Annotated in this window: 11 protein-coding genes, 2 tRNA genes and 2 rRNA genes (1 of these 15 cut by a window edge); 2 read left to right on the top strand and 13 right to left on the bottom strand. The window is 57.5% G+C overall.

The features are described 5' to 3' along the window. Positions 1-100: 100 nt before the first annotated feature. The 4 genes from NH234_RS24345 to trmJ form a co-directional block, all read right to left on the bottom strand. Complete coding sequence (locus NH234_RS24345; RefSeq protein WP_169431785.1) at positions 101-1315, bottom strand: IscS subfamily cysteine desulfurase; 1215 nt, start codon at positions 1313-1315, stop codon at positions 101-103. Positions 1316-1365: 50 nt separating this feature from the next. Continuing rightward, positions 1366-1857 carry a Fe-S cluster assembly transcriptional regulator IscR gene (iscR, locus tag NH234_RS24350; RefSeq protein WP_007956690.1) on the bottom strand — a complete coding sequence of 164 codons (492 nt, stop codon included), beginning with the start codon at positions 1855-1857 and terminating at the stop codon, positions 1366-1368. Between the two features lie 169 nt (positions 1858-2026). Next, a complete protein-coding gene (gene cysE / locus NH234_RS24355; protein WP_085734095.1) occupies positions 2027-2803 on the bottom strand; it encodes a serine O-acetyltransferase in 777 nt (258 codons plus the stop codon). A gap of 2 nt (positions 2804-2805) precedes the next feature. Beyond that, positions 2806-3576: a tRNA (cytosine(32)/uridine(32)-2'-O)-methyltransferase TrmJ gene (trmJ, locus tag NH234_RS24360; RefSeq protein ID WP_085734094.1), complete on the bottom strand. Its 771-nt coding sequence runs from the start codon at positions 3574-3576 to the stop codon at positions 2806-2808. Positions 3577-3721: 145 nt separating this feature from the next. Here trmJ and suhB point away from each other — a divergent pair, with 145 nt between their 5' ends. Beyond that, positions 3722-4540, top strand: a complete 819-nt coding sequence (gene suhB, locus NH234_RS24365; protein WP_085709393.1) for an inositol-phosphate phosphatase — start codon at positions 3722-3724, stop codon at positions 4538-4540. Between the two features lie 118 nt (positions 4541-4658). On the opposite strand, the gene NH234_RS24370 is transcribed toward suhB, so the two are convergent. From NH234_RS24370 to queA, 6 genes are all read right to left on the bottom strand, one after another. Then, positions 4659-5207 carry a glycine zipper 2TM domain-containing protein gene (locus tag NH234_RS24370; protein WP_085709392.1) on the bottom strand — a complete coding sequence of 183 codons (549 nt, stop codon included), beginning with the start codon at positions 5205-5207 and terminating at the stop codon, positions 4659-4661. A 120-nt stretch (positions 5208-5327) separates the two neighbouring features. Beyond that, positions 5328-6242 carry a protein translocase subunit SecF gene (gene secF, locus NH234_RS24375; RefSeq protein WP_085734093.1) on the bottom strand — a complete coding sequence of 305 codons (915 nt, stop codon included), beginning with the start codon at positions 6240-6242 and terminating at the stop codon, positions 5328-5330. A gap of 9 nt (positions 6243-6251) precedes the next feature. Next, positions 6252-8120, bottom strand: a complete 1869-nt coding sequence (gene secD, locus NH234_RS24380; RefSeq protein ID WP_085734092.1) for a protein translocase subunit SecD — start codon at positions 8118-8120, stop codon at positions 6252-6254. A 64-nt stretch (positions 8121-8184) separates the two neighbouring features. Next, positions 8185-8523 (bottom strand): preprotein translocase subunit YajC, encoded by a 339-nt coding sequence (gene yajC, locus NH234_RS24385; RefSeq protein ID WP_003227923.1) that lies wholly within the window; start codon positions 8521-8523, stop codon positions 8185-8187. Positions 8524-8566: 43 nt separating this feature from the next. Continuing rightward, positions 8567-9682 carry a tRNA guanosine(34) transglycosylase Tgt gene (tgt, locus tag NH234_RS24390; RefSeq protein WP_162803510.1) on the bottom strand — a complete coding sequence of 372 codons (1116 nt, stop codon included), beginning with the start codon at positions 9680-9682 and terminating at the stop codon, positions 8567-8569. 14 nt (positions 9683-9696) lie between these two features. Continuing rightward, positions 9697-10761, bottom strand: coding sequence for a tRNA preQ1(34) S-adenosylmethionine ribosyltransferase-isomerase QueA (gene queA / locus NH234_RS24395; RefSeq protein WP_085734090.1), 1065 nt, complete (start codon positions 10759-10761; stop codon positions 9697-9699). A gap of 108 nt (positions 10762-10869) precedes the next feature. Between queA and NH234_RS24400 the strand changes: the two genes are divergently transcribed. Further along, positions 10870-10954: transfer RNA gene (locus NH234_RS24400), tRNA-Leu, on the top strand. Positions 10955-11475: 521 nt separating this feature from the next. Here NH234_RS24400 and rrf read toward each other — a convergent pair. From rrf to NH234_RS24415, 3 genes are all read right to left on the bottom strand, one after another. Then, positions 11476-11591: ribosomal RNA gene (gene rrf / locus NH234_RS24405) — 5S ribosomal RNA — on the bottom strand. Between the two features lie 157 nt (positions 11592-11748). Beyond that, positions 11749-14639 (bottom strand): 23S ribosomal RNA (locus tag NH234_RS24410). A 245-nt stretch (positions 14640-14884) separates the two neighbouring features. Further along, positions 14885-14926 (bottom strand) — tRNA-Ala (locus tag NH234_RS24415) (it continues 34 nt past the right edge of the window).

Raw genomic sequence — 14926 nt, forward strand, 5'->3', positions numbered from 1 at the left:
ATTCTCAATCCTCACTCATCAGGGCCGCTCTTGAGACCCTGCAACTGCGCTGCGCAAATCGCCGCGTCGCTACAGGATCCGTATCCGGCGGCTTCTATGTTTAGTGTGCCGCCCACTCGATCTTCGAGATATCGACGCCGTCTTTGTACATGTCCCACAGCGGCGACAGAGCGCGCAGCTTGGTAACGGCCTCGCAGACTTTCTGCGCGGCGTAATCGATTTCCTCTTCGGTGGTGAAACGACCGAAGGTGAAGCGGATCGAGCTGTGTGCCAGTTCGTCGTTGCGGCCCAGGGCGCGCAACACGTACGAAGGCTCCAGGGACGCCGAGGTGCACGCGGAACCGGAAGAAACCGCCAGATCCTTGAGCGCCATGATCAGCGACTCGCCTTCAACGTAGTTGAAGCTCAGGTTCAGGTTGTGCGGAACGCGGGCGGTCAGGCTGCCGTTGACGTACAGCTCTTCCAGATGTTCGACCTGCTTGTAGAAGCGATCGCTCAGGGCCTTGATGCGCACGTTTTCGGCAGCCATGTCTTCCTTGGCCACACGGAACGCTTCGCCCATGCCGACGATCTGGTGGGTCGCCAGGGTGCCGGAACGCATGCCACGTTCGTGACCGCCACCGTGCATGGTCGCCTCGATGCGCACACGCGGCTTGCGGCTGACGTACAGCGCGCCGATGCCCTTAGGACCGTAGGTCTTGTGGGCAGAGAACGACATCATGTCGACTTTCAGCTTTTGCAGGTCAATGTCGACCTTGCCGGTGGACTGAGCGGCGTCGACGTGGAACAAAATGCCCTTGGAACGGGTCAGTTCACCGATGGCGGCGATGTCGTTGACCGTGCCGATTTCGTTGTTCACGTGCATCACCGACACCAGGATGGTGTCTTCGCGCAGCGCCGCTTCGATCATGGCCGGTGTGATCAGACCGTCTTCGGTCGGCTCGAGGTAGGTGACTTCGAAACCTTCGCGCTCCAGTTGGCGCATGGTGTCGAGGACAGCCTTGTGCTCGATCTTGGAGGTGATCAGGTGTTTGCCCTTGGAGGCGTAGAAATGTGCCGCACCCTTGATTGCCAGATTGTCGGACTCGGTGGCACCGGAGGTCCAGACGATTTCGCGCGGGTCGGCGTTGACCAGATCGGCCACCTGACGACGGGCGTTTTCGACGGACTCTTCGGCCTTCCAGCCGAACACGTGGGAACGGGACGCCGGGTTACCGAAGTTTCCGTCGACCAGCAGGCATTCACTCATTTTTTGCGCAACGCGCGGATCGACCGGGGTGGTCGCAGAGTAATCAAGGTAAATCGGCAATTTCATGGACTATCTCCTAAATCAGGCTGGCTGGCGTGCCGCTAGCTCTCTGGCTGTCATTCGACGGCGGACGCTTCAATCTTGTCCAGGCGCGGCGCCTTGCCATTGCAACGACGCTGATCCTGACGCTGGGCCACTTCCTGCACCTCACGGCGAGTTACGAGGTCGGCCAAGCTGATACCGCTGAGAAATTCGTGAATCTGCAGGCTCAGGTCGCACCACAGGTGATGGGTCAGGCAGGTGTCGCCGGAATGGCAATCGCCCTGGCCCTGGCATTTTGTTGCATCGACCGATTCGTTCACCGCATCGATCACCTGAGCGACCTGGATGCCCTGCATGTCGCGGGACAACTGGTAGCCACCGCCCGGACCGCGAACACTGGAAACCAGGTTGCTGCGGCGCAGCTTGGCGAAAAGCTGTTCGAGATAGGACAGGGAGATGCCTTGGCGCTCGGAGATATCGGCCAGGGACACCGGCCCGTGCTGCGCGTGCAACGCCAGATCAAGCATGGCGGTCACGGCGTATCGGCCTTTTGTAGTCAGTCGCATGGACAATTACCACGGAGTTCGGAATGGACGGGAGTATGCAATTCCCGAGCATTTAAGTCAACTATAAGACCTAGTGCTTTAGTCGGGTTTACCCGCAAAAGAGCGCGCGAATGATAGCAGGGTCTGCGGCCCAATGGCACACCAGTCGACAGCAGCCCCTGCCGGGGCGTCAGTGGAGCTTGGATTCGTCCTTGCCCTTGACGCAGGCGAAGTCTTCTTCACGCAGCTCGGGCAGATCTTTCGCACAGTAATTACTGCCCAGATCCTTCAGCGCGCCGCACATCCCTTCCAGACGGCCATCGACCGCCTGCAGGTGATCGAGCAGTTGACCAATGGCACGCGCCACAGGGTCCGGCATATCTTCGCTCACGCCGTAAGCATCAAAGCCGATTTTCTCGGCCATCGCCTTGCGCTTGGCATCGGCTTCATCATCGGATTTGACGATGATCCGCCCCGGAATGCCTACCACCGTGGCGCCCGGCGGCACCGCTTTGGTCACCACGGCATTGGAGCCGACCTTGGCGCCAGCGCCGACCGTGAACGGCCCTAGCACCTTCGCGCCAGCCCCCACCACAACGCCATCACCTAGCGTCGGGTGGCGCTTGCCTTTGTTCCAGCTGGTGCCGCCAAGGGTCACGCCTTGATAGATGGTGACGTCATCGCCGATTTCTGCGGTTTCGCCAATGACGATGCCCATGCCATGGTCGATAAAGAAGCGCCGCCCGACCTTGGCGCCCGGATGAATCTCGATACCGGTCAGCCAGCGACCGAAGTTCGACACCAGCCGCGCCAGCCATTTCAGATCGTTGCGCCAGAGCATGCCGGCCAGTCGATGAATCCAGATTGCATGCATGCCGGGGTAGCAGGTCAGGACTTCAAAAGCGTTACGCGCCGCCGGGTCTCGGTGGAATACGCTCTGGATATCTTCACGCAAACGCTCGAACATCATTAATCCTTCCGCTTAAGGAGCTCGCCACGGGCCGCTTTCTGGGTTTCCGTGAGGATGCCACGCAAAATATTCATTTCCGCCCGGCTGACCGAGCTACGTCCGTACAACCGGCGCAGGCGTGCCATCAAGTGCCGAGGCTTTTCCGGATCGAGGAATTCGATGGCCACCAGGGTCTGCTCCAGGTGCTCATAGAATCGTTCCAGCTCATCCATGGTCGCCAGCTCGGCGCTTTTCACGGAGGCCACTTCTTCCTTCTCGATCTTGGTCGGCTGCCCTTGGGCAGCCAGCCAGGCCATGCGCACTTCATAGCTCAACACCTGCACCGCCGCCCCGAGATTCAGCGAACTGAATTCAGGATCGGACGGGATGTGCACGTGAAAGTGACATCGTTGCAGCTCGTCATTGGTCAGGCCGGAGTCTTCACGCCCGAACACCAGCGCGATTTCCGCGCCCTGCCCGGCCTCCTCGACCACTTTGGTCCCGCATTCGCGCGGATCCAGCAGCGGCCAGGGAATGCGCCGGTCGCGAGCACTGGTGCCAAGTACCAGATTGCAACCGACCAGGGCGTCTTCCAAGGTGGCGACGACTTGCGCATTTTCAAGGATGTCACCAGCACCCGAGGCGCGGGCATCGGCTTCGTGATGCGGAAAGACTCGCGGGTCGACCAGCACCAGCCGCGACAAACCCATGTTTTTCATGGCGCGCGCGGTCCCGCCGATATTTCCCGGGTGGCTGGTATTGACCAGGACGACACGAATGTTTTGCAGCACGGCGGGCGCTCTCGGACTGGGGAAAGGGGTGCAAATCTTACAGAACAGCCTACCGTTAAGCTATGAAAGCGAACAGCGACCTTCACCTGAAGAAAAGTTCTGATAGAATGCGCGGCTTTCTTTAACAACCTTAGGTGACACATCCATGCAGCCCATGCTGAATATCGCGCTGCGCGCCGCCCGCAGCGCCAGTGAACTGATCTTCCGCTCCATCGAGCGCCTGGATACCATCAAGGTCGACGAAAAAGACGCCAAGGATTACGTATCCGAGGTCGATCGCGCCGCCGAACAGAAAATCATCGACGCCCTGCGCAAGGCTTACCCGAATCACTCGATCATGGGTGAAGAGACCGGCATGCACGCCGGCAGCGGCATCGAAGGCGAAGAATACCTGTGGATCATCGATCCGCTGGACGGCACCACCAATTTCCTGCGCGGCATTCCTCACTTCGCTGTCAGCATTGCCTGCAAATACCGTGGTCGCCTGGAACACGCCGTTGTTCTGGATCCGGTTCGCCAGGAAGAATTCACCGCCAGCCGTGGTCGTGGCGCTCAACTGAACGGTCGTCGCCTGCGTGTCAGCGGTCGTACCAGCCTGGACGGCGCTCTGCTCGGTACCGGTTTCCCGTTCCGTGACGACCAGATGGACAACCTCGACAACTACCTGGGCATGTTCCGCGCCCTGGTTGGTCAGACTGCCGGCATCCGCCGCGCCGGTTCGGCGAGCCTGGACCTGGCCTACGTGGCCGCCGGTCGTTTTGACGCCTTCTGGGAGTCGGGTCTGTCCGAATGGGACATGGCTGCAGGCGCGCTGCTGATTCAGGAAGCAGGCGGCCTGGTGAGCGACTTCACCGGCGGTCACGACTTCCTTGAAAAAGGCCACGTCGTTGCCGGCAACACAAAATGCTTCAAGGCAGTTCTGACGGCGATCCAGCCGCACCTGCCGGCCTCGCTGAAGCGCTAAGCCTCTCGCGAAACCGGAAAAGCACCCTTCCTGGGTGCTTTTTTTTTATGCCTGTCATCACATAAATCCCGAGCACAAAAAAGCACCCCGAAGGGTGCTTCTTTTTTACTACAACCGCTTATTGCCCAGGCTGCGCCTGCGACAGGATCAGCTTGCCTTCCTTGTCGACCGGAATCTGGTTGCCCGGATCACGGTCCATCCGCACTTTGCCTTCCTTGCCGTCCAGCGAGTAGCGGACGTCATAGCCTACGACCTTGTCGCTGATGTCATTAACCGTATTACAGCGAGTCTGGGTGGTGGTGTAGGTATCGCGATTCTGCATGCCCTCCTGCACCTTGTTGCCGGCATAACCGCCACCGACCGCGCCAGCTACCGTGGCAATCTTCTTGCCAGTGCCGCCACCGATCTGGTTACCCAGCAAACCACCCGCCACGGCACCGATGGCGGTACCGAGAATCTGGTGTTGATCCTTGACCGGCGCCTGCCGGGTCACAGCGACATCCTTGCATACTTCACGTGGCGTCTTGATCTGTGTCTTGACCGGTTCAACGGCCAGAACCTGCGCATACTCAGGGCCGCTTTTAACCAGGCTGTAGGTGGCAACAGCGCCCCCGGCAGTCACACCGACAGCACCCAGTACCGCACCAACCAGCAACGACTTGTTCACATGAACCTCCTGACCATCACATGCGGGACGCGCCCGCGCTTCTCCCAGCCTTGGAGCAATAAAAAAGGCGCGAGTTCAACTCGCGCCTTTTTTGACTGACAACCGGGGAAGCGATGACCGTTATGGACGGTCGTCGACTTCCTTCTCGGTATTGGCCGGCGGAATCAGGTCTTCCGAAGACAGATTCAGCCAGATCAGCACCACGTTGGCGATGTAGATCGACGAGTAGGTACCCGCCAGAACACCCACTAGCAGCGCCAGCGAGAAACCGTACAGATTGTCACCACCGAAGAACAGCAGTGCCGCGATCGCCAGCAAGGTGGAAACCGAAGTTGCAATGGTCCGCAACAGGGTCTGGGTGGTCGAGATGTTGATGTTCTCGATCAGCGAAGCCTTGCGCAGCACACGGAAGTTCTCACGCACCCGGTCGAACACGACGATGGTGTCGTTGAGCGAGTAACCAATGATCGCCAGTACCGCCGCCAGCACCGTAAGGTCGAAGGTGATCTGGAAGAACGACAGGATACCCACGGTCACGATCACGTCGTGAATCAGCGAAACGATGGCACCGACCGCGAATTTCCACTGAAAGCGGAAAGCCAGGTAGATCAGGATGCCGCCGAGCGCCAGCAGCATGCCGAGGCCGCCCTGATCGCGCAGCTCTTCACCGACCTGCGGGCCGACGAACTCGACGCGCTTGACCGTCGCCGGGTTTTCACCGCCGACCTTCTGCAGCGCTTCCGCGACCTGATGGCCCAGCTGTGGATCTTCCCCCGGCATGCGCACCAGCAGATCGGTGGTCGCACCGAAGTTCTGCACGACCGCTTCGTGATAACCGGCAGTATTCAGCTGCTCACGCACCTTGGTGACGTCGGCCGGACGCTCGTAGGTCAGCTCGATGAGCGTACCGCCGGTGAAGTCCAGCCCCCAGTTCATGCCCTTGTGGAATACGCTGAAAACAGCCAGCAAGGTCAGGAACACTGTGACGCCGAACGCGAAGTTGCGGACGCCCATGAAGTTGATTGTACGTAACATGGCAGCCCCTTAAATCCACAACTTCTTGAAGTCACGACCGCCGAAGATCAGGTTGACCATCGCGCGGGTGACCATGATGGCCGTGAACATCGAAGTCAGAACCCCGAGGGACATGGTTACTGCGAAGCCCTTCACCGGGCCGGTGCCCATGGCGAAGAGGATGCCGCCGACCAGCAAGGTGGTCAGGTTGGCATCGAGAATCGCGGTGAATGCCCGGCCGAAGCCCTCGTTGATCGCACGCTGCACGGTCATGCCGGCGGCGATCTCTTCACGGATACGCGAGAAGATCAGCACGTTGGCGTCGACCGCCATACCCATGGTCAACACGATACCGGCAATACCCGGCAGGGTCAGGGTTGCCCCCAGCAGCGACATCAGCGCCAGCAGCAGCACCATGTTCACCGCAAGTGCGACGGTGGCGATCAGGCCGAAGAAGCGGTAGATGGCGATGATGAACAGGGAGACGAACAGCATGCCCCACAACGATGCATCGATACCCTTGGTGATGTTGTCCGCACCCAGGCTCGGGCCAATGGTACGTTCTTCAGCGAAGTACATCGGAGCCGCCAGACCACCGGCACGCAGCAGCAGCGCCAGTTCGGAAGACTCGCCCTGGCCGTTCAGGCCGGTGATACGGAATTGCGCACCCAACGGCGACTGAATGGTCGCCAGGCTGATGATCTTCTTCTCTTCCTTGAAGGTCTGCACGGCAACATCTTTCTCGACGCCGTCGACCATCTGCTTGACGTAGGTGGTCACCGGACGCTGCTCGATGAAGATCACCGCCATGCTGCGACCGACGTTGCTGCGGGTCGCGCGACTCATCAGCTCGCCACCGTGGCCATCCAGGCGGATGTTCACTTCAGGTGTGCCGTGCTCGCCGAAACCGGCCTTGGCATCGGTCACCTGGTCACCGGTGATGATCAGGCTACGCTCGATCTGTGCCGGAGGACGCTTGCCTTCGCGGAACTCGAAAGTCTCGGAAGTGGCTTTCGAAGCACCCGGTTCGGCGGCCAGACGGAACTCGAGGTTGGCGGTCTTGCCGAGGATACGCTTGGCTTCGGCAGTGTCCTGCACGCCCGGCAGCTCAACCACGATGCGGTTGGCGCCCTGACGCTGAACGATCGGCTCGGCAACACCCAGCTCGTTAACGCGGTTACGTACCGTGGTCAGGTTCTGCTTGATGGAGTATTCACGGATTTCCGCCAGCTTGGCCGGGGTCATCGCCAGACGCAGCACCGGTTGACCGTTGAGGTCGGCCGGAACAATGTCGAAATCGTTGAAATTCTTGCGGATCAGCGCACGGGCCTGCTCGCGGGAGTCAGCATCGCTGAAACCCAACTGAATGGCACCGCCCAGTTGCGGCAGGCTGCGATAGCGCAGTTTTTCTTTGCGCAGCAGGCTCTTGACGTCGCCTTCATAAACTTTCAGGCGTGCATCGAGGGCTTTTTCCATGTCCACTTCCAGCAGGAAGTGCACACCACCGGACAAGTCCAGACCGAGCTTCATCGGGTGCGCGGCCACACTGCGCAGCCATTGCGGGGTGGTCTGTGCCAAGTTAAGTGCGACGACGTAGTCATCACCCAATGCCTTGCGTACAACGTCCTTGGCCGGTAGCTGGTCTTCAGCCTTGGTCAGACGGATCAGACCGCCCTTGCCGTTCGCAGCCAGGCTCGATGCCTTGACGTTGATCCCGGATTCCTTGAGCGCCGTGCTCACGCGATCCAGATCGGACTGATTGACCTGCAGGGCCGTGCTGGCGCCGCTGATCTGAATGGCCGGGTCATCGGGGTATAGATTGGGAGCGGAATAAATCAGACCGATCGCCAGCACCGCCAGGATCAGAATGTATTTCCACAGAGGATATTTGTTCAGCATCACGCCGCCCGTTATGAACGCGGGGCGCCTTGCGCGCCCCGTCGATTGAGTAGAAGTTGGAACCTTAGATCGCTTTCAGCGTGCCTTTTGGCAGCGTGGCGGCGATGGCGCCCTTCTGGAACTTCATTTCCACGGTATCGGAAACTTCCAGAACCACGAAGTCGTCGGCCACTTTGGTGATCTTGCCGGCGATGCCGCCGGTGGTAACCACTTCGTCACCCTTCGCCAGGCTGCTCAGCAGGTTCTTCTGCTCTTTGGCGCGCTTGGCCTGTGGACGCCAGATCATCAGGTAAAAGATGACCAGGAAGCCAACCAGGAAAATCCACTCGAAGCCGCCACCCATTGGGCCGGCTGCTGCCGGTGCAGCCGCGTCAGCCATGGCATTAGAGATAAAAAAGCTCATTTAGCACTCCAGTTGCAAATGTTGAATCTTGGGGTCAGAAAACTCAGTCCAAAGGCGGAACGGGAAGCCCGCGTTTGGCGTAGAAGGCATCGACAAAGGCGGCCAATGTACCCTGTTGAATAGCCTCGCGCAAACCAGCCATCAGCACCTGATAATGGCGCAAATTGTGGATGGTATTGAGCATGCTGCCGAGCATTTCGCCGCACTTGTCCAGATGATGCAAATAAGCACGCGAGAAGTTCTGGCAGGTATAGCAATCGCAGGTCGGATCCAGCGGCGAATCATCATGGCGATGGAACGCGTTACGGATCTTCAGCACGCCTGTATCAATGAACAGATGCCCATTGCGGGCATTACGGGTTGGCATCACGCAATCGAACATGTCCACACCGCGGCGCACACCCTCAACCAGATCTTCCGGTTTGCCAACGCCCATAAGGTAACGAGGTTTGTCAGCCGGCATCATGCCTGGCAGATAATCCAGCACCTTTATCATTTCGTGCTTGGGCTCGCCCACCGACAGGCCGCCGATGGCCAGACCGTCGAAGCCGATCTTGTCCAGGCCTTCCAGAGAACGCATGCGCAGGTCCTGGTGCATGCCGCCCTGAACGATACCGAACAGCGCAGCGGTGTTGTCGCCATGGGCATTCTTCGAACGCTGAGCCCAGCGCAACGACAGCTCCATGGAAACACGGGCAACGTCTTCGTCGGCCGGATACGGGGTGCATTCGTCGAAGATCATTACGATGTCCGAGCCCAGGTCACGCTGGACCTGCATCGATTCTTCAGGGCCCATGAACACTTTCGAGCCGTCGACCGGGGAGGCGAAGGTCACGCCCTCCTCCTTGATCTTTCGCATGGCGCCGAGGCTAAACACCTGGAAGCCGCCGGAGTCGGTGAGGATCGGGCCTTTCCACTGCATGAAGTCGTGCAGGTCGCCGTGAGCCTTGATCACTTCGGTGCCCGGGCGCAGCCACAGGTGGAAGGTATTGCCCAGAATGATTTCCGCGCCAATCGCCTCGATATCACGCGGCAACATTCCTTTGACCGTGCCGTAAGTGCCCACCGGCATGAAGGCCGGGGTCTCGACGGTGCCACGGGGGAAGGTCAGGCGACCACGACGGGCCTTGCCATCGGTGGCCAGGAGTTCAAAGGACATGCGACATTCGCGACTCATTCTGTTTCCTCTGGGCCTGTCTGTTCAGGGGCAGTCGGTGCGGGATTACGGGTGATGAACATCGCATCACCGTAGCTGAAAAAGCGGTAACCGTTGTCCACGGCGGCCTTATAGGCGGCCATGGTTTCCGGGTAACCGGCAAACGCCGAAACCAGCATCAACAGCGTGGATTCGGGCAAATGGAAATTGGTCACCAAGGCATCGACCACATGGAACGGCCGGCCCGGGTAGATAAAGATGTCGGTATCGCCGCTGAACGGCTTGAGCACGCCATCGCGGGCGGCGCTTTCCAGCGAACGCACGCTGGTGGTGCCCACGGCAATTACCCGACCACCACGGGCGCGGCAGGCGGCAACGGCATCGACCACATCCTGGCCGACTTCCAGCCACTCGGTGTGCATGTGGTGATCTTCGATCTTCTCGACCCGCACTGGCTGGAAAGTACCAGCGCCAACGTGCAGCGTGACGAATGCAGTCTCGACGCCCTTGGCGGCAATCGCCTCCATCAGCGTCTGGTCGAAGTGCAGCCCGGCGGTCGGCGCAGCCACCGCGCCCAGCCTCTCGGCGTAAACGGTCTGATAACGCTCGCGATCCGAACCTTCGTCCGGGCGATCTATATAAGGAGGCAGCGGCATGTGCCCGACGCGGTCGAGCAGCGGCAGCACTTCCTCAGAGAAACCCAGCTCGAACAGCGCATCGTGACGCGTCAGCATCTCGGCCTCGCCACCACCGTCGATAAGGATCCTTGAACCCGGTTTCGGCGACTTGCTGGAACGCACATGGGCCAGCACGCGGTGCGTGTCGAGCACGCGCTCGATGAGGATTTCCAGCTTGCCGCCGGACGCCTTCTGGCCGAACAGCCGTGCCGGAATCACCCGGGTATTGTTGAACACCATCAGATCGCCCGGGCGCAGATGCTCAAGCAGATCAGTGAATTGACGGTGTGCCAGGGCGCCGCTGACCCCATCCAGGGTCAACAGGCGGCTACCGCGACGCTCGGCCAAAGGGTGGCGGGCGATCAGCGAATCAGGAAGCTCGAAGGTAAAGTCAGCAACGCGCATGATGGAGTTCGTCTAGCAGGGCCGGAAAGTCTAGCGGAAATATCGAAAATTGACCATGAAACGTGATTGACCAACGGTAGGGACCTCTCTATACTTCGCCGCCATTGAGCCCTGATGGCGGAATTGGTAGACGCGGCGGATTCAAAATCCGTTTTCGAAAGGAGTGGGAGTTCGAGTCTCCCTCGGGGCACCACACAAGCAGTAGATAGACGACTACCAGCGTCTATGAAGCATCCCTAAAGCCCGTTAACTGCGGGCTTTTTGCTGTCTGGGATAATATCCCCATCTCTACGCGACAACTTCGCCCCCTCCCCAAAGCAGCCCGTCGGGACAGACTCAGGGACAGCCTGTTAATCACTGACACCTCGACCTGAGCCGCTCGATGACGCCCGCATTGCCTGCAAAAACTATTGCAATGCATCCCGGCACAGAAAAGGCTGGTAGAACCCAGTGACTGGCCCTTCCCACGCGACGCCATCCAAACAGCACCACAAGGCTGCCAGCCCTCTCAGAGGCGCCCTGGAGAGCCGATCATTAAATTCCACTACCCAAGCGTAAATAGCTGCCAATCGCGCGCTGACGAAAAGCTTTAAGGTCGTAGAAGCCTTGACTTAACTTGGAGGCAGCCGCAAGGCGTCCGAGAATGCTGTACGAACTTTCCTGCGGGCAAAACAAAACCCCAACTGCTTTCGCAATTGGGGTTTCGGAATTTAATCTTGACGATGACCTACTCTCACATGGGGAAACCCCACACTACCATCGGCGATGCATCGTTTCACTTCTGAGTTCGGGATGGGATCAGGTGGTTCCAACGCTCTATGGTCGTCAAGAAATTCGGGTACTGACTCGTGGCCGGCTGGCCTCGCTTCAGCAAATTGGGTATGGGATAGTTTTCGGTGTTTTGTGAGCATCGAACTTTCGGTTCATTGCGTCTTCACACACCGCAATCTGATGCTCTTTCGAGTAGTCAAATTGCTTGGGTGTTATATGGTCAAGCCTCACGGGCAATTAGTATTGGTTAGCTCAACGCCTCACAGCGCTTACACACCCAACCTATCAACGTCGTAGTCTTCGACGGCCCTTCAGGGAACTCAAGGTTCCAGTGAGATCTCATCTTGAGGCAAGTTTCCCGCTTAGATGCTTTCAGCGGTTATCTTTTCCGAACATAGCTACCCGGCAATGCCACTGGCGTGACAACCGGAACACCAGAGGTTCGTCCACTCCGGTCCTCTCGTACTAGGAGCAGCCCCTCTCAAATCTCAAACGTCCACGGCAGATAGGGACCGAACTGTCTCACGACGTTCTAAACCCAGCTCGCGTACCACTTTAAATGGCGAACAGCCATACCCTTGGGACCGGCTTCAGCCCCAGGATGTGATGAGCCGACATCGAGGTGCCAAACACCGCCGTCGATATGAACTCTTGGGCGGTATCAGCCTGTTATCCCCGGAGTACCTTTTATCCGTTGAGCGATGGCCCTTCCATACAGAACCACCGGATCACTAAGACCTACTTTCGTACCTGCTCGACGTGTCTGTCTCGCAGTCAAGCGCGCTTTTGCCTTTATACTCTACGACCGATTTCCGACCGGTCTGAGCGCACCTTCGTACTCCTCCGTTACTCTTTAGGAGGAGACCGCCCCAGTCAAACTACCCACCATACACTGTCCTCGATCCGGATAACGGACCTGAGTTAGAACCTCAAAGTTGCCAGGGTGGTATTTCAAGGATGGCTCCACGCGAACTGGCGTCCACGCTTCAAAGCCTCCCACCTATCCTACACAAGCAAATTCAAAGTCCAGTGCAAAGCTATAGTAAAGGTTCACGGGGTCTTTCCGTCTAGCCGCGGATACACTGCATCTTCACAGCGATTTCAATTTCACTGAGTCTCGGGTGGAGACAGCGCCGCCATCGTTACGCCATTCGTGCAGGTCGGAACTTACCCGACAAGGAATTTCGCTACCTTAGGACCGTTATAGTTACGGCCGCCGTTTACCGGGGCTTCGATCAAGAGCTTCGCGTTAGCTAACCCCATCAATTAACCTTCCGGCACCGGGCAGGCGTCACACCCTATACGTCCACTTTCGTGTTTGCAGAGTGCTGTGTTTTTAATAAACAGTCGCAGCGGCCTGGTATCTTCGACCGGCATGGGCTTACGGAGCAAGTCCTTCACCCTCACCGGCGCACCTTCTCCCGAAGTTACGGTGCCATTTTGCCTAGTTCCTTCACCCGAGTTCTCTCAAGCGCCTTGGTATTCTCTACCCAACCACCTGTGTCGGTTTGGGGTACGGTTCCTGGTTATCTGAAGCTTAGAAGCTTTTCTTGGAAGCATGGCATCAACCACTTCGTCGCCTAAAGGCAACTCGTCATCAGCTCTCGGCCTTAAGATCCCGGATTTACCTAAGATCTCAGCCTACCACCTTAAACTTGGACAACCAACGCCAAGCTGGCCTAGCCTTCTCCGTCCCTCCATCGCAATAACCAGAAGTACAGGAATATTAACCTGTTTTCCATCGACTACGCTTTTCAGCCTCGCCTTAGGGACCGACTAACCCTGCGTCGATTAACGTTGCGCAGGAAACCTTGGTCTTTCGGCGTGGGTGTTTTTCACACCCATTGTCGTTACTCATGTCAGCATTCGCACTTCTGATACCTCCAGCAAGCTTCTCAACTCACCTTCACAGGCTTACAGAACGCTCCTCTACCGCATCACTTGCGTGATACCCGTAGCTTCGGTGTATGGTTTGAGCCCCGTTACATCTTCCGCGCAGGCCGACTCGACTAGTGAGCTATTACGCTTTCTTTAAAGGGTGGCTGCTTCTAAGCCAACCTCCTAGCTGTCTAAGCCTTCCCACATCGTTTCCCACTTAACCATAACTTTGGGACCTTAGCTGACGGTCTGGGTTGTTTCCCTTTTCACGACGGACGTTAGCACCCGCCGTGTGTCTCCCATGCTCGGCACTTGTAGGTATTCGGAGTTTGCATCGGTTTGGTAAGTCGGGATGACCCCCTAGCCGAAACAGTGCTCTACCCCCTACAGTGATACATGAGGCGCTACCTAAATAGCTTTCGAGGAGAACCAGCTATCTCCGAGCTTGATTAGCCTTTCACTCCGATCCACAGGTCATCCGCTAACTTTTCAACGGTAGTCGGTTCGGTCCTCCAGTCAGTGTTACCTAACCTTCAACCTGCCCATGGATAGATCGCCCGGTTTCGGGTCTATTCCCAGCGACTAGACGCCCTATTAAGACTCGCTTTCGCTACGCCTCCCCTATTCGGTTAAGCTCGCCACTGAAAATAAGTCGCTGACCCATTATACAAAAGGTACGCAGTCACAGAACAAAGTCTGCTCCCACTGCTTGTACGCATACGGTTTCAGGATCTATTTCACTCCCCTCTCCGGGGTTCTTTTCGCCTTTCCCTCACGGTACTAGTTCACTATCGGTCAGTCAGTAGTATTTAGCCTTGGAGGATGGTCCCCCCATATTCAGACAAAGTTTCTCGTGCTCCGTCCTACTCGATTTCATGACTAAGAGACTTTCGCGTACAGGGCTATCACCCACTATGGCCGCACTTTCCAGAGCGTTCCGCTAATCTCAAAGCCACTTAAGGGCTAGTCCCCGTTCGCTCGCCACTACTAAGGGAATCTCGGTTGATTTCTTTTCCTCAGGGTACTTAGATGTTTCAGTTCCCCTGGTTCGCCTCTTGCACCTATGTATTCAGTGCAAGATAACCATCTTGTGATGGCTGGGTTCCCCCATTCAGACATCTCCGGATCAAAGTCTGTTTGCCGACTCCCCGAAGCTTTTCGCAGGCTACCACGTCTTTCATCGCCTCTGACTGCCAAGGCATCCACCGTATGCGCTTCTTCACTTGACCATATAACCCCAAGCAATCTGGTTATACTGTGAAGACGACATTCGCCGAAAATTCGAATTTCTCAACTAAGAGAACTCACAAATTTTACCTTAGCCTGATCACCACCAGTGAAAGTGGATCTCAGTCTATCTTTCTATCACATACCCAAATTTTTAAAGAACGATCTAGTCAAAGACTAGAAATCAACATTCATCATCATCTGATGGAATGCTCATTTCTAAGCTTTCAAACTTCAGAAGCAGTAGTGGTGGAGCCAAGCGGGATCGAACCGCTGACCTCCTGCGTGC

Origin of the sequence: Pseudomonas sp. stari2 (genome assembly GCF_040760005.1) — a bacterium.
GTDB lineage: Bacteria > Pseudomonadota > Gammaproteobacteria > Pseudomonadales > Pseudomonadaceae > Aquipseudomonas.